This window comes from Edaphobacter lichenicola, from assembly GCF_014201315.1.
In the GTDB taxonomy this organism is placed as follows: domain Bacteria; phylum Acidobacteriota; class Terriglobia; order Terriglobales; family Acidobacteriaceae; genus Edaphobacter; species Edaphobacter lichenicola_B.
In genome coordinates this window covers 307821-331357 of record NZ_JACHDY010000006.1, presented here as the reverse complement: position 1 = coordinate 331357, position 23537 = coordinate 307821, and the positions used below count along the sequence as shown (strand labels likewise).

Here is a 23537-nt window from a genome sequence, read left to right as displayed (position 1 = left end):
TTACCATCAATCGGTCTTACCCGCATCTGCACCTCAAAAATCTATGCGCGACTCCACCAAGATCATCCGTTCCACGCTGAGCCGTACCGTCCCCGGCGAGCCGCTGCATGCAGGTCCTGTCTTTGCCGCGCCGTACCACACACCGGGCGACCCAGCGGACACCCCCTACACCTACGCACGCTCACACAATCCAACATGGACCGCACTCGAAAGAGCCATCGGCCAGATGGAGTCCGGGCAGCTTGCTACAGGCGAAAGCTACCCGGCCACCGCGCTTGTCTTCGCCTCCGGCATGGCAGCCTGTGCCGCGGTCTTTGGAGCGGTCCTGCGCCCCGGAGACGTCGTCGTTCTTCCTTCGAACGCCTACTACACCGCCCGCGTCCTGCTGCAGGAGTACTTCGCTCCCATGGGAATCACACTGCGTATGGCCCCCACCGCCGGAAACGCGCAGGCCGAGCTACTCGATGGCGCACGTCTGCTCTGGCTGGAGTCCCCCAGCAATCCCGGCATGGAGATCTGCGACATCGCCCTGCTCAGCGAAGCAGCGCATCGTGCGGGCGCTCTGGTCGCGGTGGACAACACCACCCCGACACCTCTGGGCCAACTTCCGCTCGCGCTAGGCGCAGATTTTTCCGTCGCCTCGGATACGAAATCCATGACCGGACACAGCGACCTCCTGTTGGGCCATGTCGCAGTACGCGACCTCGAGTTCCGCGCAAAGATCGACCAATGGCGCACCCTCACCGGAGCTGCCCTCGGCCCAATGGAAGCATGGCTCGCGCTGCGTTCAATCGCAACACTCCCCCTGCGCCTCGAGCGCTCCTGCGAAAACGCGCAGCGCATCGCCGAATTCCTCGCATCAAGAAAAGAAGTGACAGGCGTCTTCTATCCGGGCTTACCGTCGCATCCCGGCCACGCGATCGCGAAGAAACAGATGCGCTACTTCGGCCCGGTGTTGAGCTTCGTCTTACAAAATAAAAAATCCGCCGACACCTTTCTCTCCAAATCGATTCTGCTAACTGACGCGACCAGCTTCGGCGGCGTAACGACCACAGCGGAGCGCCGAGCGAAGTGGGGCGGCGACGCAGTCCCTGACGGCTTCATCCGCATGAGCGCCGGCTGCGAAGCCATCGAGGACCTCCTCGAAGACATAGCGCAAGCCCTGGACGCGACCCAATGATGCTCGATCAGCCGACAGATGCTGCCGAAAAATTTGCTCAGAACTGGGCCGCTGAGATCCTCAAGACCGCGCCCCTCATCGCGCCCGCACGGCAGTTTGTCTATCCCAGGCAGATCGCCGGCGAAGAAGATGCTCTGGCCCGCGGCGCGTTGCAGCTGATGGTTCGCCCAGCCAGCGGAGGAGCATTTCTCGCAACCTGCGCCCTGGGCTTCACCAACTCCGCGATGCCGACCGGCGTCTTTGCCTGTCCCAATCCGCAGGAGATGTGCGCGCTGGCCGGCGGCTACGCCTATATCGTCGATACCACTCAACCGGAGCACTGCACTCACCTCGAGATGAAGCCGGTGGTCGAAGCACGCCCCCTCGTGTCCCAGGGACTCCTCTTATTTGTCGGCTTTCACTCGATGATCGCCTGGGGTGCAAGCGGACAAGCGTGGGAGACGGCACGACTAAGCTGGGAGGGAGTCCGCATCACCGGCGTTGAGGCCAACACGCTGCACGGCATGGGTTGGAACCTGCTGACCGATCGCGAGGCCGCCTTTGAAGTTGACCTGCTTACTGGCCATCATCAGGGCGGGGGGTTTGCTCAGCCGCCGCAGCGGCAAAAAAGCTGAGCGCTGCATCGCCCTGCTTCAACTGACGAGTGTGTTCGAGCGCACCATAGCGCGAAGCAAGCTTCGACTTGCTCCCATGTTCTGCGATCACCAGAGCATCCGCGCCAAGAATCGCACGACCACGCACGCTTCCGAAAAAATTGAGCGTGCCGGAGTACTCGTCTTCAGCCTCATACGGCGGATCAAGATAGACGATATCCACCGGCTGCGGCAGTTTGCCAAGCCGTTGCAGCATCGCTCCCACACCGCGATCCTCCAACGTAAACTCGCGACTGATCTTCAACGCGGCAAGGTTCTGTCGCAGCGAAGCCAGCGCCGGCTCAGCGTTCTCCGCAAACCAGACGTGCTCCGCGCCACGGCTTATCGCTTCAATCCCCACCGCGCCAGTACCCGCGTAAAGATCGACAAACCGGCAACCCTCCAGCCGCGGCGCAAGGATGTTGAACAGCGTCTCCCTCAGCCGGTCACTGGTAGGACGAGTTTCGAGACCACGCGGAGCTGCGAGCTGACGGGAGCGGTAAGTACCTGCAATGACGCGCATCTTTCCTATGGTAAGCCCCATGCTAAGCCGCGAACATGCGAATCCGGTAACGGCAGCGCATACAATAGTGAACATGCGTGGGTGGTCTTTTCCGATCGGCAGATTTCTCGGCGTGGATGTTCGCATTCACACCTTCTTCCTCCTTATCCTCGGGTTGTCGATCAGCTACGCCTCCATGACGGGTGCCACCGGGAGCCGAGGATTCGCTCTCTGGCTTCTCCTCCTGCTTGCTGTGGTCGTTCGCGAAGTAGCCCGCGCCATCGGGGCAGCCTGGTTCGAACTCGACCTCCGCAGCGTGCTTCTGCTGCCCGTCGGCGGCCTGATGAGCTACGCCAGCACCGAAGCAACCGAGAAAGCCTCCACCCCCGAGATGCAAAAGCGCATGGCCGTCATCGGGCCAACGGCGAACATCGGATTCGGCCTGCTGTTGGCCGCGATGACGCTCGCAATCGCTCCCGAGGTCAGCATCCTCGAGCGGCCCTGGATGTCGCCCCTGCACCTGCTGAGGGCCGCTGTCTGGATGAACATCCTGCTCGGCGTCGTCAATCTGCTGCCAGCGTCACCACTCGATGGCGGCCGCGTCTTTCGCGGCGAGTTCGCCAAGACCAAAGGCGTCATGAAGAGCTCACGAGCCGCAGCAGGTCTGGGCCAGTTCATCTCCATCGCCCTTATCGTCGCTGGCCTACTCGCACCGAACATGTGGCTGGTCATGATCGGCGCGTTCCTCATGATCGGCGCGCACATGGAAGATCAGGGCCTCCTGCTGCAAACCGATGTCGACGCAGTGCGGATGCGCGACGTGATGCTCACGCAGTTCAGCATGCTGTCGGCCTCCGACACGCTCGAAGACGCACTCCAACGCTCCGTCCATACTCTGCAGGACGTCTTTCCCGTCGTGCGTGGATCGAATCTCGTCGGCGCCGTCTCACGGCAGAGCATCGTGGACGCCCTGCAAAGCGACGGCAACGGCTACGTGCAGGGTGTTATGACGCGCTCCTTCCAGACCGCCCAGCCCGACGATTCGCTCGTCAAGACGCTCCGTCGCATCATGGCCGGCCAGGGCGCGCAGATGGTTCCAGTCCTCGAAGGCGACCGCATCGTCGGCATCATCACGCCGCAGAATCTAGCTCTCTCCATGGGCATGCTGAACCAGCGCCGCAAGCTGCGGCAACCGGAATAATGCTCGCGCACCACGACAAGGGCGACCGGCCGCTGGCGCCGGGGCTCTACCTCGTAGCCACCCCCATCGGCAACCTCGAAGACATCACGCTCCGGGCGCTGCGAGTCCTGCGACAAGCGGACCGTATCGCCTGCGAGGACACACGTCAGACGCAAAAGCTCCTCAATCACTTCGAGATTCACACCCCGACCGTCAGCTATCACATGCACAACGAGGGCTCACGCACCGAAGAGCTCATAGCCGAGCTGAAGACCGGCGCCCGCATCGCCGTCGTCAGCGACGCCGGAACCCCCGGCATAGCCGACCCCGGCGGCCAGATCGTCGCCGCTGCCCTCGCCGCCGGAGTCGATGTCTTTCCCATCCCAGGCGCAAACGCCGCAATCAGCGGCCTGATCGCAAGCGGCCTCTCCACCGAGCGCTTCACCTTCCACAGCTTTCTCCCCGCCAAGGCAGGCCAGCGAAAGACCGCTCTCGAAGACCTCGTGCGAGGCGAGGTAACCCATGTCTTCTACGAAGCCCCACACCGCATCCTCGACACCCTGGCCGACATCGACGCCGTCTTTGGTCCCGAGCAGTACATCGTCATTGCCCGCGAGCTGACCAAGCTGCATGAAGAGTTTTTGCGAGGAACAGTCGCCGACCTACGATCCCAATTAGCCACGCGCGCCAGCGTCCGCGGAGAGATAGTACTGATGCTCGCGCCCACCTCAATCGAGAGCACCTCCGAAGACAAGAAAGACAAGAAAACCACCCTCGCCGCAGAGATCTCAGCAATGATGAAGTCAGAAGGAATCAGCGAGATGGATGCCCTTAAGCGAGTCGCCCGCGAACGCGGCATCGGCAAGAGCGAAGCCTATCGCGAACTCCAGCGCGAGCAGAACCGGCGACGCTAACCTCGTCGCGTCCCGGCTATTTCCCAACTAAACCTAATCCCGCCCCTTGACCCGATCGTAGTGATACACATTGCTGGTCGTCCCCAGCGCCTGGTTGTAAAGGCTCGTCGCGCCAATCGCTTCGTTCAACTCTTCAGTGAACTCATGGATCGCCCGCAGATGATCCGCCGACGCGGGAATCTCCAGCTTGCTCGTCTTGAGAAACTTCTGATACCCCCGGTCAAGCACGCGCGCAATCTCGCCATTCAGCAGCCACCCCGGCCGAGCCAGAATCTCGACCGTGCCGTCCGGAGCCGCGGCAATCTCAGCCGCACAGCCGTATTTCCTTACCTGGACAGCATTTGGCGTTCGCTTTGCACCCTCCTGAGCAGGGGCAACATCGAATCTCTGGCCACCGAGGAGACCAAGAACGTCATTGAAGTTTCGCTGTGGGATCTTTTTCGTCATAAGGCAATACGTTAGACTCGATTAACTGTCGCACATCCGCGAGAGTCCTTCAATCGCAGCGGCGCATAACTGTTCAAATGAGTCAAAAGAAGATGGAAGCTGCATGATCACCACCCTCAAACCGTTTGGAACCAGCATCCTCGACCGCGTCGGCCACACTCCGCTGGTCAGGCTCGAGCGCCTCAGCGCCCATCTGCCCGGAATCCAAATCTTAGGCAAAGCGGAATGGGCGAACCCCGGCGGCTCGGTGAAAGATCGTGCCGCCTCCGCCATCGTCACCGACGCACAGCGCAGAGGCCTCCTCAGCGACACACGCGGCCTGCTCGATGCCACCAGCGGCAACACCGGGATCGCCTACGCCATGCTGGGTGCTGCGTTAGGCTTTCGCGTTACCCTCTGCATGCCGTCGAACGTCTCGCCCGAACGCAAACGCTACCTCGCCGCCTACGGAGCAGAGGTTCTCTGGACCGACCCAGCCAACGGCTCCGACGGCGCAATCCGCAAAGCGAGAGAGCTGGCCGCAGCCGAACCCGACAAGTACTACTACGCCGATCAGTACTCCAACGACGAGAACTGGAAGGCGCACTACCGCACCACCGCAAACGAGATCTGGGAGCAGACCGAAGGCCAGGTGACCCACTTCGTCGCCGGCCTCGGAACCAGCGGCACCTTCATGGGCACGACCCGCCGCCTCAAGGAGCTGAACCCGTCAATCCGTTGCATCTCCATGCAGCCGGACTCGCCGTTCAACGGCCTCGAAGGCCTCAAGCACATGGCAACCGCAATCGTGCCGCGCATCTACGACCCCACACTCGCCGACGCCAACATCGACATGCCCACCGAAACCGCCTACGACATGGTGAAAAATCTAGCCCGCAACCAGGGCCTGCTCGTCGGAATCTCCTCTGCCGCCGCCGTCGCCGCCTCCCTTCAAATCGGCGAGCGGGAAGCCAGCGCTGGCCGCGAGGCAATCATCGTCACCATCCTCTGCGACTCAGCAGAAAAATACATGAGCGAACGCTTCTGGCAGGAGGGCTAACCCAGATGCTTCGCATCCACTACGCTGACTACGAAGCCCTGCGCGCTCACGGCGAAGAGACCTACCCGAACGAGTGCTGCGGCGTCCTGCTCGGAAAGAACGTCGCCGGCGAGGGCAATGGCGCCGCGGCGGTCAATCACGTCCAACAGATCGTCCGTGCCGGCAACACCCGCACCGACTCCGCCCACAACCGCTATCAGATCGCCCCACAGGAGCTGGTCAAGATTCAGCGCCAGGCGCGCGGCCTCGGCCTGGACATCGTCGGCTTCTACCACTCCCATCCCGACCATCCCGCCCAGTGGTCCAAGACCGACTTCGCAGAAGCCCACTGGCTGGGCTGCTCCTACATCATCACCAGCGTCGAACAGGGCAAGGCTGTCCTGACAAACTCCTTCCTGCTGAGCGGAACAACAGAAGAGGACAAGAGATTCGACGACGAACCAATTCAAATCGACATCGCCGCGAACGTCGCCGAAGCTGCGGTCCACAACCAGAAAGGTCAGGCATGAACATTCACATCCCCACCCCGCTGCGCGCCTACACAGGCGGACTCGAGACCGTCAGCGTCGCGGGAACAACCGTCGGCAGCGTCTTTCAGCAACTGACTGTCCAATACCCTGAACTCAAGCCACACCTCTTCACTCCGGAGGGCAAGCTCCGTTCGTTCGTCAACGTCTACCTCAACGACGACGACATCCGCTACCTCCCGAACAAGGAAGAGACCGCGGCAACCGACACAGACGAACTCACGATCATCCCCTCCATTGCCGGCGGTACGAGCTGTCGACTCTAAAATTTTCCTATTTGTAACCGTCTAAGTTCTAAGACAGTTTTACGAGATGAAGATTTTTTGACGCCTCCACGAGAGGAGAGGAAAAAGACAATGCCAACAGCCCTAGAAGAGACCGTAGAACTCCCAAGACTCTCTAATGACGAGATTGCCCGTTACTCCCGGCACCTCATCCTCCCCGAAGTCGGGATGGAAGGTCAGCAGAAGCTGAAGGCCGCCAAGGTCCTGTGCGTCGGCACCGGAGGTCTGGGAGCACCCCTTGCCCTTTACCTCGCAGCCGCCGGCGTAGGCACCATCGGCCTCGTCGACTTCGACACCGTCGACGCCAGCAACCTGCAGCGCCAGATCATCCACTCCACCGCGACCGTCGGCAAGCTCAAGGTCGACTCCGCCGAGATCATGCTCAAGGGCCTCAACCCCACCGTCAACGTCATCAAGCACAACACCATGCTCACCAGCGCCAACGCGCTCGAGATCCTGAAAGACTACGACGTCATCGCCGACGGCACCGACAACTTCCAGACCCGCTACCTGGTCAACGACGCCTGCGTTCTGCTCGGTAAACCCAACGCCTACGGCTCCATCTTCCGCTTCGAGGGTCAGGCCAGCGTCTTCGGCACCAAGGAAGGCCCCTGCTACCGCTGCCTCTACCCCGAGCCGCCACCGCCGGGCCTGGTTCCCTCCTGCGCCGAAGGCGGTGTCCTCGGCATTCTCCCCGGCCTCGTCGGAGTCATCCAGGCCACCGAGACCATCAAGCTGATCCTCGGCATCGGCGAGCCCTTGATCGGTCGTCTGCTCCTCGTGGACGCCCTCGGCATGAGCTTCCGCACCCTCAAGCTGCGCAAAAATCCCGAGTGCCCAGTCTGCGGACCAAACCCAACCGTGACCGAACTCATCGACTACGACCAGTTCTGCGGCATCACCCCACCCAGCGAAGTCGGTCCCCTCGAAGTCGCACGCGACAAGGCAGTCAGCGACCTTCCCGTCGTCGATGGCATCCCGCAGATCTCTGTCCAGGAGCTGAAACGCAAGCTCGACGCGAAGGAAGACGTCTTCGTCCTCGACGTTCGTGAGCCACACGAGTACAAGATCGTAAACCTCGGCGCGCCGCTCATCCCGGTCGGAGAGATCGCCCTTCGCACCGCCGAACTAGCCGACAAAAAGAACAGCGAGATCGTCGTCCACTGCAAGTCCGGCGCTCGCAGCCAGAAAGCCGCCCTCGCCCTCAAGCAGGCGGGATTCACCAACGTATCGAATCTAACCGGCGGCATCCTTGCCTGGGCCGACAAGATCGACCCCTCGCTGCCCAAGTACTAACCCACACTCAGCAACGAAAGAAGCGGCGCACGCACCCTGCGCCGCTTTTATTCTGCCTTGTCTTCCACTTCCAGCATCTGCAAACAAAGCGGCTTCTCTAACATGCAATCCATCCGCGCCACCGAAGCCAAAGCCCGCTCAATCGTCGAGCTCAGGCAAGGTTCCGTCGTCACCACAAACGGAAGCCGATGCTTCGGATATCCCCGCCGCTGCAGCAGCGAATCGATATTAGCTCCCACCTTCGAGAGCGCCCCCGAAATCGCAGAGACAATTCCCGGCTTGTCGTCAACAACAAATCGCAGATAGTGCGGTGCCAGAAAATCTCCCGTCACCTCACGCCTTCGCACCGGCAGCTGTACCGTCCTGCAATCCTGCGCAACGGCCAGCAGGTCCGACACCACCGCAACCGCCGTAGGCTCGCCGCCCGCACCGTGTCCCGAAAAAACAACATCGCCGCCAAACCTACCGCTCACCACCACCATATTCTGTGTGCCATGCGACCACGCCATCGGCGATGCCAGCGGAACCAGCATCGGCGCAACCCGCGCATGCACCAGCTTTCCGTCAAGCTCAGCCCGCGAAACCTGGCGAATGGTACAGTTCAGCTCCTTCGCATAAGAAAAATCGATCGCCTCAATCGCCGAGATCGTCTGTATCGCCACCGCATCCGGGTCCAACTCAGCGTGCATCGCAATGCGCGACAGAATGCAAAGCTTCGCCCGCGCATCGTAGCCATCGACATCGGCAGAGGGATCAACCTCCGCATAGCCAAGCTGCTGCGCATCCTCCAGAACGGTCGCGTAGTCCGCGCCAGCCTCCATCCGGCTCAGAATGTAGTTGCAGGTGCCGTTCACAATGCCGCTGAGTCTCGTCACCTGGTCGCCGCACAGCCCCTGCAGCATCCCCGGAATCACCGGCACACCACCCGCAACAGCCGCTCCATGCAACAGGTGGACGTTATGCTGCGCAGCAAACTTCGCCAACCCGGTCCCTCGATACGCGATGAGCTGCTTATTCGCCGTAACCACAGACTTGCCGGCAGCAAGAGCCTTGCGCAGCCATCCTTCCACCGGGTTCAGGCCGCCCATCAACTCAACCACAACGTCAACATCCGACCGCAGAATCACATCGATGCTATCGGTCCACACCACCGAAGCTGGCACCAACTTCGCAGCTTCAGAGCTACGCTTCCGATCCACATTGCGGTTGAAGATATGCGTCAGCTGCACACCCGGAAACCTCGACACGGACAGCACCCGCGCCACCGATCCACCCACCGTGCCAAACCCAAGCAGCGCAACCTTCACGACTGAATCCACTTTATTTGCCGCAACACTCTTCTTCCGCTTCGTCGTCATCTCTCAATAGTCGATTCTGCCGGCGTGCTCACGCCAGGCCTCAAAGCTCGAAATCGCCTGCTCCGGCAGAAGATTTACCATAGGAATCTTTCTCTGATCGAGCGGCAGCTTCATCTCCTCGTAGAGAAAAGCATCGTCAAAACCAGCCGCGGCAGCATCGGCGGCACAGTTCCCATAAAAAATCGCCTCGCAGTGCGCCCAGTAGATCGCAGCAAGACACATCGGACAAGGCTCACAGCTGGTATAGATATGGCATCCCGTCAGCAGAAACGTCCCAAGCGTCTGGCAAGCATTGCGGATTGCTACAATCTCGCCATGCGCCGTCGGGTCGTTGGTCGCTGTGACCCGGTTCGCGCCCGTAGCAACGATCTCGCCGTCGCGCACAATCACTGCGCCAAACGGCCCTCCGCGACCGGAGGTGACGTTCTCCGTTGCCAGCGCGATCGCTCTCTGCATGAAGACTGGGTTGCCCTGCATTCGACTCGGTATCCTTAGGTCACACTCTGCGCGGCGGAAGTAAACGGAATAATCAAATTATGGCACATGCCTTTCTCTCAAAACGCATCGTCACCCCACAGGGCACGCAACCCGGCGCGCTCCTCGTAGACGACGGAACCATACGCGCCATCTGCCGTCTGTCAGAGATCCCCGCTGACACCATCCTTCACGACTGCGGCAACGATGCTCTCCTCCCCGGCCTCGTCGATACCCACGTCCACATCAACCAGCCAGGGCGCACCGAATGGGAGGGCTTCCACACCGCAACCCGCGCCGCAGCAGCCGGAGGCTACACCACGCTCATCGACATGCCGCTCAACTGTCTCCCCGAGACCACCACCGTAGCCGCACTCGAAGAGAAGCGCGAGGTCGCAAAGGGCGAATGTTTCGTCGATTGGTCACCCTGGGGAGGAGCAGTCGCGGACAATCAGCACCACATCCTTCCCCTCGCACAAGCCGGAGTCCGCGGCTTCAAATGCTTTCTCATCTATCCCGGCTGCGACGGCTTCACCATGATCGACCAGCAACAACTGGAAGCCGCACTGCCATCCATCGCCCAATCCGACCTCCCTCTCCTCGTGCACGCAGAGTTAGCCGCCCCGATCGACGCAGCGACCCAATCTCTTCGCAACGCAGACTGGCGACAGTACCAAACCTACCTGACGTCGCGCCCCGATGAAGCCGAACTCCAGGCCATTCGCCTGATGATCCGGCTTTGCCGCCAGTACAGCTTCCGCCTGCACATCGTTCACCTCTCCACCGCGCTCGCCCTGGCCGAGTTGAACTCCGCCCGCAAAGAAGGCCTCCCCATCACAGTCGAGACCTGCCCCCACTACCTGCACTTCGCGGCTGAAGAGATTGCCGAAGGTGCAACTCTGTTGAAGTGCGCGCCTCCCATTCGCAGCAAGGAAAATCAGCGTGGCCTATGGCGCGGACTCCACGACGGAACCATCGACATGATCGTCACCGACCACTCCCCCTGCCTGCCCGACATGAAGCACACCGACACCGGCCGCTTCGATCAAGCGTGGGGCGGCATCGCCAGCCTCTCCCTCGCGCTCTCGATCATCCACACCGACTGCTCCAATCGCGGCGACTCGCTCGAAGACATCACGCGCTGGATGAGTAGCGCACCCGCAGCCCTCGCCGGACTCGCTCACCAGGCAGGCGCACTCCAACCCGGTCGTGACGCCAACTTCGTCCGCTTCGACACCGAAGCAACGTTCGCCGTCACACCCGACAAGCTGCACTACCGCCACACCATCTCGCCCTACCTCAACGAAACCCTGCGCGGTGTAGTAAGAGCCACCTATCTACGCGGAGAACCGGTGTATCACGAAGGCACCTTCGCCTCGACTCCTCAGGGCAGAGAGGTCAAGTTATAGTAGGCACACGCATGAACAAAGTTCTGGCCCGATGGAACTCGCTCGACCACGCCACCGCAGCCCGCGAGGCACTCCCCTGCTGCGGCTCCCACGCGTGGGCCGCTGCATTAGCTTCCACGCGCCCCATCGCAGACGAAACCTCTCTCATCGAAACCTCCGCCGTCATCTGGCGCAATCTTCCAGAACAGGCATGGCAGGAAGCATTCGACAGCCATCCCCGCATCGGTCAAAATCACGCACAAACCCACGCAACCGAAGAGTCTCTGCGTTGGTCGGCGCAGGAACAACGCGCAGCGCTCTCCGAAGATCATGCCGCGAAGCTAGCTCTCGAAGCCGCGAACGGCCTCTACGAAGAGCGCTTCGGCAGAATCTTCATCGTCTGCGCCACAAGCAAATCATCCGCAGAGATTCTCGCCATCCTGCAAGCACGAATGCAAAACGACGCGAGCACAGAGCTACGCGAAGCAGTAGAACAACAACGCCAGATCACACAGCTTCGCCTTCATCGCTGGCTGGAGTCAGAGTAACCATGGGCATCTCCACACACATTCTCGACACGACCCTAGGACGGCCAGCCACAGGCGTTCCCATCACCCTAGCTCGCCTGACCGATGGAAAGTGGTCGCCCCTCAATGAAGCGACTACCGACGCCGATGGCCGCTGCAAACATCTCCTACCCACAACCGAAACCCTGCAGCCGGGCATCTATCGCGTTCACTTCGAAACCATCGCCTACTACCGGCAACACAAACTAAACGGCCTCTACCCCTATGTCGAAATCGTCTTTACCGTCACCGAAGGCGAGCAGCACTACCACATTCCCCTGCTCCTGACCGCGAACGGCTACACCACCTACCGAGGAAGCTGACCCGATGATTGAGCTGGCTGAAAATCGTTACGGAAAATCCCGCGTCCGCCTGATGAAGGTCACCCGTCACGCTCATGGCCAGACTCACAGCCACGACCTGCGCGAATGGACGGTTCAAGTCTTACTGAAGGGCGACTTCGCTACCGCCCACCTCGACGGCGACAACAGCAAGATCCTCCCGACAGACACAATGAAGAACACCGTCTACTCTCTCGCGCGAGCTTCAAAGGCAACCGCCATGGAAGACTACGCCAAAGAGCTGGTCGACTTCCTCCTGACAAGAAATCCGCAGGTCTCCTCAGCCGCGGTTCGCATCGAAAGCATCATGTGGAAGCGCCTCACCATAGACGACGAACCACATCCCAGCGCCTTTATGCGCGGCAGCAACGAGCTTCAAACCACCAACATAGAACGTGCGCAGGGCGGCAGCTTTCACGTCCTCTCTGGCCTCGACAACCTCGTCATGCTCAAGACCGCGAACTCCGGCTTCGAAGGCTACATCAAGGACTCCCTCACCACCCTTCCTGAGACCAAAGACCGCCTCTTCGGAACCGCCGTCCGTGCCGAATGGCGCTACACCTCACCCAATCTCGAATTCGACGCCCTACGCACAAAGCTTCGCGAGGCCATGCTGTGTACCTTCGCCAACCACGACAGCAAATCCGTACAACAGACCCTCTACGCCATGGCAGAGAGCGCTCTCGAAGCCGTCCCTGCAATCGACGAGATCGAGATCACCATGCCCAACAAGCACTGCCTCCTCGTCGACCTCTCCCGCTTCCACCAGGACAATCCCAACGAGATCTTCGTCCCCACCGACGAGCCCCACGGATACATCGAGGCGCGCGTCCGCCGCAAATCTTGAAGCAGAATAAAGTAACTATGCCAGGCACAAACACAGATTGCGCCACCCGCATCATCGCCCGCTGCCGCGAGATCGCCGCCCACACCGAGGTCCCCGGCGAGATCACACGCCGCTTCCTTACCCCTCCCATGCGCGCCGTCCACTCGCTACTGAGCCAGTGGATGGAGGCCGCCGGAATGACAGTGCACACCGACGCCATCGGCAACCTGCGCGGGCTGTGGCCCTCTCCCATCGCTAACGCCCCTCGCTTGATCATCGGCTCTCATCTCGACACCGTACCCAACGCCGGAGCCTTCGACGGCATCCTCGGAGTCATCCTTGGCATCGCCGTCATCGAAGAGCTCCTCGAGCATCGGCCACCCTTCTCCATCGAAGTCATCGGCTTCTCCGAAGAAGAAGGCGTCCGCTTCAGCAAAGCCTTCCTCGGCAGCCTCGCAGTCGTAGGAAAACTAGCCCCAGAGACACTGCAGCGCACCGATCAAAATGGCCTAACCATCGCAGAAGCCATACGAAGCTACGGCCTCGATCCCGCAAACCTTCCCGCAGCAGTCTTATCCCGCGACGCCTTCGCTTATCTCGAGTTTCACATCGAACAAGGCCCCATCCTCGAGAGCGAGGGCGCATCGCTCGGCATCGTCGAAGCGCTCGTAGGACAGACCCGCATGCAACTCCTCTTCGAAGGCCAGGCGAACCACGCCGGAACCACGCCGATGCACCTGCGACACGACGCCATGGCCGCCGCCGCCGAATGGATTGTCGCCGTCGAAGCCTGCGCCACCGCTCACGAAGGCCTCGTCGCAACCGTCGGCAAGCTGGACGCCTCACCCGGCGCTGGAAACGTCATCGCCGGCAGAGTGAAAACCTCGTTAGACATTCGCCACGCAGACGACAACACCCGCCACGCTGCAGTCGACGCTCTAACGCAAATCGCAAAGACCGCAGCGACCAAACGCGGTGTGACCCTCACTCTCCGCACCGAGATGGAGCAATCCGCCGTCCCGCTCGATCCGCACCTTACCACCCTGCTGCACCGCGCCGCCGCACAAGCCGGCTATCCCAGCCGCAGAATGACCAGTGGAGCCGGCCACGACGCGATGATCCTCGCCCCAATCATTCCCTCCACTATGCTCTTCCTCCGCAGCCCCGGGGGCCTCAGCCACCACCCCGACGAAGCCGTGCTCCCACAGGACGTCGAGGCCGCACTCGCAACCGTAATGGAGTTCCTCGCGCTCCTGAGCGATGATAAAACCAAGGACAGCCATGCATAAGCTGGGACACACCCGCAGCACCAATCAGCGCGACCACCTCCTCCACACCCCGGACACCTTCGTCCGCACCGTGCTGCCCGGCATGGAACTCGCCACCGCCGTCGTCCACATCTCCCCTGCTGCCGGCGCGGCTTTCACCCAGTACACCGCAGAGCTCGAACCCGGCGGCAAACTCGGACCCACCTCCAACCAGCGATTCCTCTACGCCCTCGAGGGCGCAGCCGATCTCGCAACCGACACTACGTTTCAATCGCTGATCCCCGGCAGCTTCGCCTACATCCCCGAAGACACAGCCCACACACTCACCGCCCGACAAGCCACACGACTCGCCATCATCGAAAAGCCCTACGAAGCAATCGCCTCCGTTTCTTTACCAGAGGTCCTCGTAGGCCACGAAGAAAAAACTCTCTCCGTCCCGCTCAACGACGACCCCAACCTCCAGGTTCGCAGCCTCCTGCCCGGCTCGCCATCCTTCGACTTCGCCGTCAACACCATGACCTACCAGCCCGGCGCCGCACTCAGCATGGTCGAAGTCCACATCATGGAGCACGGCCTGCTCATGCTCGAAGGCGGCGGCATCTACCGCCTCGGAGACAGCTGGTATCCAGTCACCGCAGGCGACTTCATCTGGATGGGCCCCTTCTGTCCGCAGTGGTTCGGAGCCCTCGGCAAACGTCCCGCAAAGTACCTCATCTACAAAGACTGGAACCGTCACCCACTCGTCTAGCATCGGCGGCGAACCCCGACCAAAAGGAGGCAGCAGTTTTGACCCAGCAGATTCAGATCGATCAAGCACGGCTGATGAGTGAACTCGCAACCCTCGCTACATTCACCAACGCCGAGCCCGTCAGCGAAGGCACGTCGGTCACCCGCGTCGTCTTCTCTCCAGACGATCTCCGCGCCCGCGCCTGGCTCAAACAACTAGCCATCGCCGAAGGCTTCGAAGTCCGCGACGACGCCGTAGGCAACCTCTTCATCCGCTGGTCAGGCACAGAACCCAACCTGCCCGCCGTCGCCACCGGCTCCCACACCGACGCCATCCCTCACGCCGGAATGTACGACGGCACGGTCGGCGTCCTCGGCGGTCTCGAAGCGATGCGCGCACTCAAACGCACTGGCCTCCGCCCACGCCGCTCCATCGAACTCGTCATGTTCACCTCCGAAGAGCCCACCCGCTTCGGCATAGGTTGTCTCGGCAGCCGCCTCATCTCCGGGACCCTCGATCCCAAACAAGCCGACGCCCTCAGCGAAGCCAACGAGCCAGCCGATACAGCCCACACCCTCGCACAAGTTCGCACCGCCGCAGGCTTCACCGGCGACCTGGCATCGGTCAAGCTCGCACCCAACCACTACCACGCCTGGCTCGAACTCCATATCGAACAAGGCCCGCTCCTCGAACGCGATGGCATCCCCCTCGGCATCGTCACCAGCATCGCCGCCCCCGCAGGCTATCGTTTCACCGTCAGCGGACTCGGTGGGCACGCCGGAGCGCTCCTCATGCCCGACCGCAAAGACGCACTCTGCGCCGCGGCTGAACTCATCCTCTCCATCGAAAGACACACCCTCGCCACACGCGCCATCGACACCGTCGCCACCGTCGGCACCTGCGACGTCCATCCCGGCGCAGTCAACAGCGTCCCCAGCCGCGTCGTCCTCCAACTCGACATCCGCGACACCGACCCAACCCGCCGCGAGTCCGTTATGCAAGCCGTCCGTCGCGACATCGAAGAACTTCGCCAGCGCCGCAGCGTCATCATCACCGAGCAGCTAATCAACGCCGACGCCCCCGCCCAGTCCTCGCCCCACATCGTCGAACTCCTCGAAGAGGTCTGCGCCGCCCACGGCATCTCCCCCAAAAAGATGGTCAGCCGCGCCTATCACGACTCGCTCTTCATCTCCCGCATCGCCCCCATCGCCATGATCTTCATCCCCTGCCGCAACGGTGTAAGCCACAGACCGGACGAATATGCCACACCAGCGGATACCACTCTCGGGGTAGAGGTACTTGCCTCGGTTCTTGCTAAACTAGCGTCAGAGTAACTCCGCACCAGCATGGCCATCGAGTCCATCAATCCCGCCACTGGCAAGCTGTTGCGCAGCTTCGAGCCACTCACCGACGAAGTCGCGCGTCAGAAGATCGCTCTCGCCGCCGACTCCTTTCGCACCTACTCCCTCATCCCCCTCGAACACCGCGCCCTCTGGATGCGCAAGCTCGCCTCGATCCTCGAACACGAGATCGACGACTTCTCCATCCTCATCACCCAGGAGATGGGCAAGCCCCTCCACGCCGCCCGCTTCGAGATCCTCAAATGCGCCGACGCCTGCCGCTACTACGCCGAGCACGCCGCCCGCATCCTCGCACCGGAGTCCATCCCCACCGAAGATAACTACAGCTACGTGCGGTGGGATCCAATCGGCATCGTGTTAGCCGTCATGCCGTGGAACTTCCCCTTCTGGCAGGTCTTCCGCTTCCTCGCACCCGCGCTCATGGCCGGCAACGTCGCTCTCCTCAAGCACGCCAACAACGTCCCGCAGTCCGCGCTCGCCATCGAATCCCTCATTCGCCGCGCAGGCTTTCCCCGCGGCACCTTCCAAAGCCTCCTGCTAGAAATCCATCAAGTCGAAACCATCCTCGGCGATGAGCGCATAGCAGCAGTCACCGTCACCGGCAGCGAGACCGCAGGCCGAGCCATCGGCGCACAAGCCGGCTGGCTCATCAAAAAATCCGTCCTCGAACTCGGCGGCAGCGATCCCTTTATCGTCATGCCCTCCGCCGATCTCGACGCCGCCATCGAAACCGCAGTCCGCGCCCGCTGCGTCAACTCCGGACAATCCTGCATCGCCGCCAAACGCTTCCTCGTCGCCGACGAGGTCTACGACGTCTTCGAATCCCGCTTCGTCGCAGGCATGGAAGCCATGCGCGTCGGCGACCCCATGAAAGACGGCACCGACATCGGCCCTCTCGCCACCGTCCGCGCCGTCGAACTACTCGAACAACAAGTCCAGGCCGCCACCAAGGCCGGAGCACGCATCCTCACTGGCGGCGAACGCATGCTCGGCACCGGCAACTACTTCGAACCCACCGTCCTCACCGGCGTCCCGCGCACCTCCCTCGTCTATCGCGAAGAGCTCTTCGGCCCCGTCGCCATGCTCTTCCGCGTCCAGGACATCAACGAGGCCATCGAGATCGCCAACGACACCCCCTTCGGCCTCAGCGCCTCCGCCTGGACCCGCGACCCCGCCGAACAACAGCGCTTCATCACCGAGTTGCAGTGCGGCGGCGTCTTCCTCAACGCCATGGTCGCCAGCGATCCGCGCCTGCCCTTCGGCGGCATCAAGCGCTCCGGCTACGGCCGCGAACTCTCCGCCGCAGGCATGCGCGAGTTCCTCAACGCAAAGACCGTCGTCATCTCCTCCGCCACCACCGCCAGCGAACCCGCCACCAAACCATACTTAGTCTCCACCGCCGACCCCTCCCCCACCCGCTAGCATCTTCCCTCGCCCAACACGAGACACCAGTTTTCGGCTAAGCTTCTGTGTCGTCAAGAAGCCATCTCCGCTCGTCGTGAAGCCCTCGTCGACCAGACACATCTTTACCAAGAGGATCACCATGCCCGATCTCAAGTACTCCAGCGGCTTCGGAAATGAGTTTGCCACCGAGGCCCACTCCGGCGCCCTCCCCGTCGGCCAGAACGCCCCACAAAAGGCCCCGCTCGGCCTCTACACCGAGCAGCTCAGCGGCAGCCCTTTCACCGCGCCGCGCCTGCTCAACCGCCGCACCTGGACCTACCGCATCCGCCCCTCCGTCATGCACAAGCCCTACGAGCGCATCGCCAACGGCATGGTCCGCTCCACTCCCTTCAACGAGATCGAGACCACGCCCAGCCAACTCCGCTGGGACCCGCTCCCGTTACCAACGACGCCAGTCGACTTCATCGACGGCCTCACCACCCTCGCCGGCAACGGCGACCTCACCATGCACTCCGGCGTCGCCATCCACATCTACGCCGCAACCAAAAGCATGACCGACCGCTTCTTCTACACCGCCGACGGCGAGCTTCTCTTCGTCCCCCAGCTCGGCCGCCTCATGCTCCACACCGAACTCGGCATCCTCGATCTCACCCCCGGCGAAGTCGCCCTCATCCCCCGCGGCATCAAGTTCCGCGTAGAACTTCTCGACCCCCAGGCCCGCGGCTACCTCCTAGAAAACTACGGCGCCAGCTTCCGCCTGCCAGAGCTCGGCGCAATCGGCGCCAACGGCCTGGCCAACAGCCGCGACTTCCTCACCCCGCACGCCGCCTACGACGACCGCGACAACGGCACCTTCCAGGTAGTCGCAAAGTTCCAGGGCAATCTCTGGGCCTCCGACTTCGATCACTCCCCGCTCGACGTCGTCGCCTGGCACGGCAACTACGCCCCCTGCAAGTACGACCTCGCCCGCTTCAACTGCATCAACTCCGTCAGCTTCGACCACCCCGACCCCTCCATCTACACCGTCCTCACCTCACCCAGCGAGATCCCCGGCACCGCCAACGTAGACTTCGCCATCTTCCCCCCGCGTTGGATCGTCGCCGAACACACCTTCCGCCCACCCTGGTTCCACCGCAACTTCATGAACGAGTTCATGGGCCTGGTCACAGGCGAGTATGACGCCAAGGCCGAAGGCTTCGTCCCCGGCGGAGCCAGCCTGCACAACTGCATGAGCGGCCACGGCCCCGACGCAGAAACCTTCGACCGCGCCAGCAAAGCCGACCTCAAGCCCGTCAAACTCGAAGGCACCATGGCTTTCATGTTTGAAACCCGCTTCGTCTGCCGTCCCACAAAGTTCGCGATGGACACCGCCGCCCGCCAGCACGAGTACTACACCTGCTGGCAGACCCTTAAGAAAAACTTCAAACCGTAGCTAGCCAAAACCCCTTGTCCTCCCCCGACCAACGGGAGGACAAGGGGTTTCTATCCACCAAAACAAGGTATACAAGTCACGAAGTGACCGCCTCCCGCGCAGGGAGCCCGTCCGGCAGGACCCTAGAAGTTAAACGTAGCCTGCAACGTAATCCGCCGCGAAGCCGTAGCCGAGCTGAACGGCCCCGCGGCCAGCGTAGTGAACTGACCAAACCGCGGCGAACTCAAACTGCTCGTAGGCGTCCCATAAGGAATGACGTTGAACAGATTGAAGGCCTGCGCCCCCAGCGTAAACGTATATCGATGGCCGGAACTAGCACCCTGAGGCCCGAACCCACCACGAACCCCACCCGGCCCACCAGCCCGAGGACCACCACCAGGGCCCCCAGGACCACCGCCAGGGCCGCTACTTCCTCCCGTCGCCGCAGCCGCGCCACGAGTCTTCTCTCCAAATCCAAACGTCCGCGAAGCACGAAGATTGAACGTAAAGTTCGCAGGACCATTACAGTAGTTGATCGGCACAGGCGTCAGGCTGCCAGTCTGCGTGGAACTGAAGGCACTCGAGACCCTGCAGTCCCCACTGTCCCCACTCGCAAAGAACGGCCGCTGGTTATAGATCGACGAACCCGTAGGATCGAGCCCGGTCGTCAGGTTATACGGCGTCCCCGACTGCGCAATGATGAACGGACTCGCAGAGAAGCTGTACGGAAGCTGCCAGCTCCCACCCACAACCGCAAAGCTCGCATGAGCAAACGTCGCCCGCCCATAGTCCACCTTCGTGTTCGTATTGCTGGTCGGAAAGAATCCCGCTCCCGAAGTATTCGCATTCGCAAGATTCAGCGAATAAAACCCAAACAGCGTCAGCTTCTTCAACCGCGCATTTCCATTGATCAACAGCTGATTCTCTTTATAGACCCCGCCCGACTGAAACTGTTGATCGAAGCCGTTGTCGACGATGAAGTTCCTGCTCAGATACTGATGATCGCCCCGCGCATAAAGGTAGTTCACCGACATCGTGGCCGCGCGCCCAAGCTGCTGATCCACCCCAACCGCCTCCTGCATCGTGTACGAGCTGCGTATCCCATTGCCCAGTCCATACGTCGTAATCTTGCTCGTCGTCGAAGTGCCACAGTTGATCGGCGGGTCCGGTGTGCAGCCGCTGCCTGGATTGATCGCCGTCGAGGTCACCTGATTGGTTCCATTCTCCTGCAGCGTCGTCAGATAATTCGCCAGCGTAAACCGATCGTAAAAGATGCCGAATCCGCCTCGCACCACCGTCGTAGGCGACTTCCCCCCGCCTCGCGGAATCCCGTAAGCGAACGATGCCCGCGGCGCAAAGTCATGCCCGCTACTAATTACGTTCTGCGCCTCCAACCGCATGCCGTACGTAATCGTCAGGTTCGCCTTCGGCTTCCAGTCATCCTCCGCGTAGAACCCCACGTCAGTCAGACGTCCATTCACCTCCAGCTTGTTGATCGTAGTCGCAGCATACTGCCCCGGCAGCCCGCACTGGTACGACGAGATGCCTGCATTCAGAGCATCGCAAGGCTTCGTCGCCGCAGCATTACAGTTGCTCGGCCGCTTGATGCTCGGGTTCGGGTCCGTGCACGGATCGAGCAGATACGAGTAAGTAAACGTCCCATTCGATCCCGCGTTCGACGACAGCGATTCATTCGTCGTGCGCAGCCGCGCGCCAAACCGAATAAAGTTCTTCGCCGTCGCAATCGAGCTGTAGTTCTGCACCTCAAGATGCGTGCTCGTACTTCTCTGCGTCCCCTGGCTCGATCCGCCCGACGTAAAGATTCCCTGCACCGACAACGTCGGATCAGTGCTCACCGGGTCCTGTGTCGAGTAGTCGCGCTGATACTCAAACCGCGTCTCATTAATCACCCGCGGACTCAGAATCTGCGTATCGCTGATCTGAACCGTATTCTCCGTGGTCTCCGTGTTGTAGCCCGCCGTCGGCAGATTCGTGTTCCCGATGCCATTATTGTTCTGCCCATTCACGTTGTACTGGTACCGCACCGTCAGCGTGTTCTTCTCTCCCAGAGCAAAATCAACACGCGGGCTCACATCACTACGCGTCTGCGGATGCGACACCGCACGCGCCGACTCCGGATAAGAAGAAAAATACGAGCAGCTTGAAATCGTCGTGATCCCGGGATCGCAAGGCGTCGTTGCATCCGCTGAAGTAGCATAGTACCCACTCGGATTGACGATATTGTTGTCCTGAATCGTCCGATGCGAGCCACCAACCGTAAACGAAGAGAACCGATTGATCGGCCCGCTCACGCTCCCCAGAATAAAGATCGTGTGATACGGCGGCTGCGTATTCGACGCGCCCAGAAACGGGTTCGACGTGTTGAACGCATTATCCCCACCCTGCACACTCAGACTGCCATGATATTTGTCCGTACCCGGCTTCGTAAAAACCTCAACCCGCCCATAGCCCAGCTTGTCGTACTGCGCCGAAAACGGATTCTGGTTGATGCGAATCTCGCGAATCGAAGACTTAGGAGGCAGCTGTCCGCCGGTAAATCCATCGACATAAATCTGTCCGCCGTTCGGACCAGCAGCCGGCCCCGCCAGCGCCGTCAACTCCGAAGAAAGTTCATCCGGATCATCCGAAAGCGCCTCCAGATCTTTGCCCTTGATCACCGTGCTGCTGGCATTGCTGTCGGGGTCCACGCTCACCTGCGCCCCCTGCGCATTCACGTTCACCTGCTGCTTCTGCTCCTCGATGGCCATCTTTGCATCCAACGTCAGATTCTGCCCCGCCGCGATCCTCACCCCCAGCTTCACGTACGACGCAAACCCCGGCATCGTCACCGTCACCGAATAAGTCCCCGCCGGAACACCGCTCAGCACATAGCTTCCATCGCTCTGCGACTTCGTAATCAAAGCCTTCCCCGAGACCGGAGTCAGAGTCACCGTCGCACCTGGAATCACAGCGCTCTCAGGATCCGCCACCACCCCATGCACCGTCGCGCCCGTCTGCTGAGCGCTCGTCACAACCGGCATCCATGCAACAAAAAAAAGCAAAACAAACTTCAACCCTGCGCGAAATGACATTACTTCTCCTAAAAAGTTTTCCATCGTTGCCGTTCGCGTCAAACTACTGCGCGCTGCTATCAGAGCCGCCGAGGCTCCACGGAGACAGCGTCAACGCCGGTCCACCGCTAGGCGTCGCTGCCAGAATCGGCTCCACCCCCGAGAGCAGAGTCACACAAGTTACATGGCCATTGGGATCCGGCTGCGACGCAACGATCATCACCGCATCTCCAGTCTTCAAGTCAGCAACCGTCTGATTCGGCAGCCGGCTCACCAACTGAGACAGATCGGCTCCAGCAGAGCGGCCCTCAGCCCGTCCTCCCTCACCACCACTCGCCTGCCCTCCACCCTGAGCCCCCCCGCCTGCTCCAGCGGCGGCCCCGCCCTTGGCTCGCGCAGCAAACCTCGTCGCAGCCTCCGGCGGCAGAGCCTTCAGGCTGGAGTTGTCCGTGATCTTCACCATCACAGTCTTCTTCGTCGCAAGGTCCTTCAACGTCAGCGTTCCGCCAGTCGCGTCGATAGTTCCAATCAGCCCAGCGAGATTCTTGAACGACCCACTCACCACCTCTTCCGCCTGCATCGAAGATCCATCGTCTGACTTCGCCCCACGCACCCGAAGCTGATCGCCCACCTGTATCTGCGCCAGCGTCCCCGGCTTCGCATCTTCAAACTTCACAGAGTCGCCCGCATACCGCCGAAACTTCGTCGCACTCGACGTATTCACCGTCAGCTTCTTCGCCCCCACCGACAACACAATAGACCCGGCATCCACCGAGCTCACAATCCCGCCCGTCCCTCGCTTCTGCCAGTCGCCTTGCTCCGCCTCATGCTTCTGCGCAATCTCCGACGACTTCATCAGAATCACGCGCGAAGCCGTAAGCCCCACACCGCCGTCTCCGGCCTTGCCGCTCACCAGCACACGGTCGCCTGCTGCAATATCAGCCAGCGTAATCGTCTGCGCCGTCTTCAAATCCGTGCTGCCCGGCGCGAGTTGCAGAATGCGCGCCCCATCGGCCACACTCACCACAACCTCCTGCCCCGCATCGGTCGTTAGCGTCAGACTGTTCCCCGCCGTCGCCTTCACCGTGCCAATCTGCCGCACAGCCGCAGGCGTCGCAGCCGGTGTTTGCGCGAAAGCAAAGTGGTCTCCGCCAGCAGGTGCGGCGATCGAAACGATCAAACCCACACCCAATACACCTGCCCGGAAAACCCCGAAATCTTTCAACATGGTCCTCTCCCTCAATGAAGTACAGCCCCCTCTCGTCGGTCGCCTGAAATTTACTCCTTCAGGTCGCCATCCACTAAGGAAGACGAGACAGCAGCTTAAAAGTTTCCCTGGGA

General features: G+C 61.3%; 23 protein-coding genes. 17 read left to right on the top strand and 6 right to left on the bottom strand.

The window, feature by feature from the left end:
- Nucleotides 1–43: 43 nt before the first annotated feature.
- Together HDF09_RS18665 and HDF09_RS18660 are read left to right on the top strand one after the other, a co-directional pair.
- A complete protein-coding gene (locus tag HDF09_RS18665) occupies nt 44–1180 on the top strand; it encodes a cystathionine gamma-lyase (protein WP_183768964.1) in 1137 nt (378 codons plus the stop codon).
- On the top strand, nt 1177–1794 hold the full coding sequence (locus HDF09_RS18660; RefSeq protein WP_183768963.1) for a hypothetical protein: 618 nt from the start codon (nt 1177–1179) through the stop codon (nt 1792–1794). The genes HDF09_RS18665 and HDF09_RS18660 overlap by 4 nt, the downstream gene beginning before the upstream one ends.
- Here HDF09_RS18660 and rsmD read toward each other — a convergent pair.
- A complete protein-coding gene (rsmD, locus tag HDF09_RS18655) occupies nt 1736–2335 on the bottom strand; it encodes a 16S rRNA (guanine(966)-N(2))-methyltransferase RsmD (protein WP_260181787.1) in 600 nt (199 codons plus the stop codon). The two genes, HDF09_RS18660 and rsmD, sit on opposite strands and share 59 nt — an antisense overlap.
- Here rsmD and HDF09_RS18650 point away from each other — a divergent pair.
- Nucleotides 2325–3515 carry a CBS domain-containing protein gene (locus HDF09_RS18650; protein WP_260181786.1) on the top strand — a complete coding sequence of 397 codons (1191 nt, stop codon included), beginning with the start codon at nt 2325–2327 and terminating at the stop codon, nt 3513–3515. The two genes, rsmD and HDF09_RS18650, sit on opposite strands and share 11 nt — an antisense overlap.
- The gene (rsmI, locus tag HDF09_RS18645) at nt 3515–4408 is read left to right on the top strand and encodes a 16S rRNA (cytidine(1402)-2'-O)-methyltransferase (protein WP_183768960.1); all 894 of its coding nucleotides are present in this window, start codon (nt 3515–3517) and stop codon (nt 4406–4408) included. Before HDF09_RS18650 ends, rsmI begins: the two co-directional genes overlap by 1 nt.
- Nucleotides 4409–4441: 33 nt before the next feature.
- On the opposite strand, the gene HDF09_RS18640 is transcribed toward rsmI, so the two are convergent.
- Nucleotides 4442–4855 (bottom strand): hypothetical protein, encoded by a 414-nt coding sequence (locus HDF09_RS18640; protein ID WP_183768959.1) that lies wholly within the window; start codon nt 4853–4855, stop codon nt 4442–4444.
- Nucleotides 4856–4958: 103 nt separating this feature from the next.
- Here HDF09_RS18640 and HDF09_RS18635 point away from each other — a divergent pair, with 103 nt between their 5' ends.
- The 4 genes from HDF09_RS18635 (at nt 4959) to moeB (ending at nt 8001) form a co-directional block, all read left to right on the top strand.
- Nucleotides 4959–5894, top strand: coding sequence for a PLP-dependent cysteine synthase family protein (locus tag HDF09_RS18635; protein ID WP_183768958.1), 936 nt, complete (start codon nt 4959–4961; stop codon nt 5892–5894).
- Nucleotides 5895–5899: 5 nt separating this feature from the next.
- Complete coding sequence (locus tag HDF09_RS18630; RefSeq protein ID WP_183768957.1) at nt 5900–6403, top strand: M67 family metallopeptidase; 504 nt, start codon at nt 5900–5902, stop codon at nt 6401–6403.
- Nucleotides 6400–6687 (top strand): MoaD/ThiS family protein, encoded by a 288-nt coding sequence (locus tag HDF09_RS20945; protein WP_260181785.1) that lies wholly within the window; start codon nt 6400–6402, stop codon nt 6685–6687. The genes HDF09_RS18630 and HDF09_RS20945 overlap by 4 nt, the downstream gene beginning before the upstream one ends.
- A 90-nt stretch (nt 6688–6777) precedes the next feature.
- A complete protein-coding gene (gene moeB / locus HDF09_RS18625; protein ID WP_260181784.1) occupies nt 6778–8001 on the top strand; it encodes a molybdopterin-synthase adenylyltransferase MoeB in 1224 nt (407 codons plus the stop codon).
- 47 nt (nt 8002–8048) lie between these two features.
- On the opposite strand, the gene HDF09_RS18620 is transcribed toward moeB, so the two are convergent.
- Nucleotides 8049–9359 (bottom strand): homoserine dehydrogenase, encoded by a 1311-nt coding sequence (locus tag HDF09_RS18620; RefSeq protein ID WP_183768956.1) that lies wholly within the window; start codon nt 9357–9359, stop codon nt 8049–8051.
- Nucleotides 9360–9362: 3 nt separating this feature from the next.
- Nucleotides 9363–9836 carry a nucleoside deaminase gene (locus HDF09_RS18615; protein ID WP_183768955.1) on the bottom strand — a complete coding sequence of 158 codons (474 nt, stop codon included), beginning with the start codon at nt 9834–9836 and terminating at the stop codon, nt 9363–9365.
- 59 nt (nt 9837–9895) lie between these two features.
- Here HDF09_RS18615 and allB point away from each other — a divergent pair, with 59 nt between their 5' ends.
- The 9 genes from allB (at nt 9896) to hmgA (ending at nt 19146) form a co-directional block, all read left to right on the top strand.
- A complete protein-coding gene (allB, locus tag HDF09_RS18610) occupies nt 9896–11242 on the top strand; it encodes an allantoinase AllB (protein WP_183768954.1) in 1347 nt (448 codons plus the stop codon).
- 11 nt (nt 11243–11253) lie between these two features.
- Nucleotides 11254–11769, top strand: coding sequence for a 2-oxo-4-hydroxy-4-carboxy-5-ureidoimidazoline decarboxylase (gene uraD / locus HDF09_RS18605; RefSeq protein WP_183768953.1), 516 nt, complete (start codon nt 11254–11256; stop codon nt 11767–11769).
- Nucleotides 11770–11771: 2 nt separating this feature from the next.
- Nucleotides 11772–12110, top strand: a complete 339-nt coding sequence (gene uraH, locus HDF09_RS18600; protein WP_183768952.1) for a hydroxyisourate hydrolase — start codon at nt 11772–11774, stop codon at nt 12108–12110.
- Between the two features lie 4 nt (nt 12111–12114).
- Entirely contained in the window at nt 12115–12975 is an 861-nt protein-coding gene (pucL, locus tag HDF09_RS18595) for a factor-independent urate hydroxylase (RefSeq protein WP_183768951.1), read from the top strand.
- Nucleotides 12976–12992: 17 nt separating this feature from the next.
- Nucleotides 12993–14243, top strand: a complete 1251-nt coding sequence (locus HDF09_RS18590) for an allantoate amidohydrolase (protein ID WP_183768950.1) — start codon at nt 12993–12995, stop codon at nt 14241–14243.
- The gene (allE, locus tag HDF09_RS18585; protein ID WP_183768949.1) at nt 14236–14970 is read left to right on the top strand and encodes a (S)-ureidoglycine aminohydrolase; all 735 of its coding nucleotides are present in this window, start codon (nt 14236–14238) and stop codon (nt 14968–14970) included. Before HDF09_RS18590 ends, allE begins: the two co-directional genes overlap by 8 nt.
- 38 nt (nt 14971–15008) lie before the next feature.
- Complete coding sequence (locus HDF09_RS18580) at nt 15009–16283, top strand: M20 family metallo-hydrolase (RefSeq protein WP_260181780.1); 1275 nt, start codon at nt 15009–15011, stop codon at nt 16281–16283.
- 12 nt (nt 16284–16295) lie between these two features.
- Nucleotides 16296–17732 carry an NAD-dependent succinate-semialdehyde dehydrogenase gene (locus HDF09_RS18575; RefSeq protein WP_183768948.1) on the top strand — a complete coding sequence of 479 codons (1437 nt, stop codon included), beginning with the start codon at nt 16296–16298 and terminating at the stop codon, nt 17730–17732.
- A gap of 121 nt (nt 17733–17853) precedes the next feature.
- On the top strand, nt 17854–19146 hold the full coding sequence (gene hmgA / locus HDF09_RS18570; protein ID WP_183768947.1) for a homogentisate 1,2-dioxygenase: 1293 nt from the start codon (nt 17854–17856) through the stop codon (nt 19144–19146).
- A gap of 122 nt (nt 19147–19268) precedes the next feature.
- Here the strand turns inward: hmgA and HDF09_RS18565 are convergent, their stop codons facing one another.
- On the bottom strand, nt 19269–22217 hold the full coding sequence (locus HDF09_RS18565; RefSeq protein WP_260181778.1) for a TonB-dependent receptor: 2949 nt from the start codon (nt 22215–22217) through the stop codon (nt 19269–19271).
- Nucleotides 22218–22260: 43 nt separating this feature from the next.
- Entirely contained in the window at nt 22261–23424 is a 1164-nt protein-coding gene (locus HDF09_RS18560) for a DUF5666 domain-containing protein (protein WP_221270204.1), read from the bottom strand.
- Nucleotides 23425–23537: the final 113 nt, after the last annotated feature.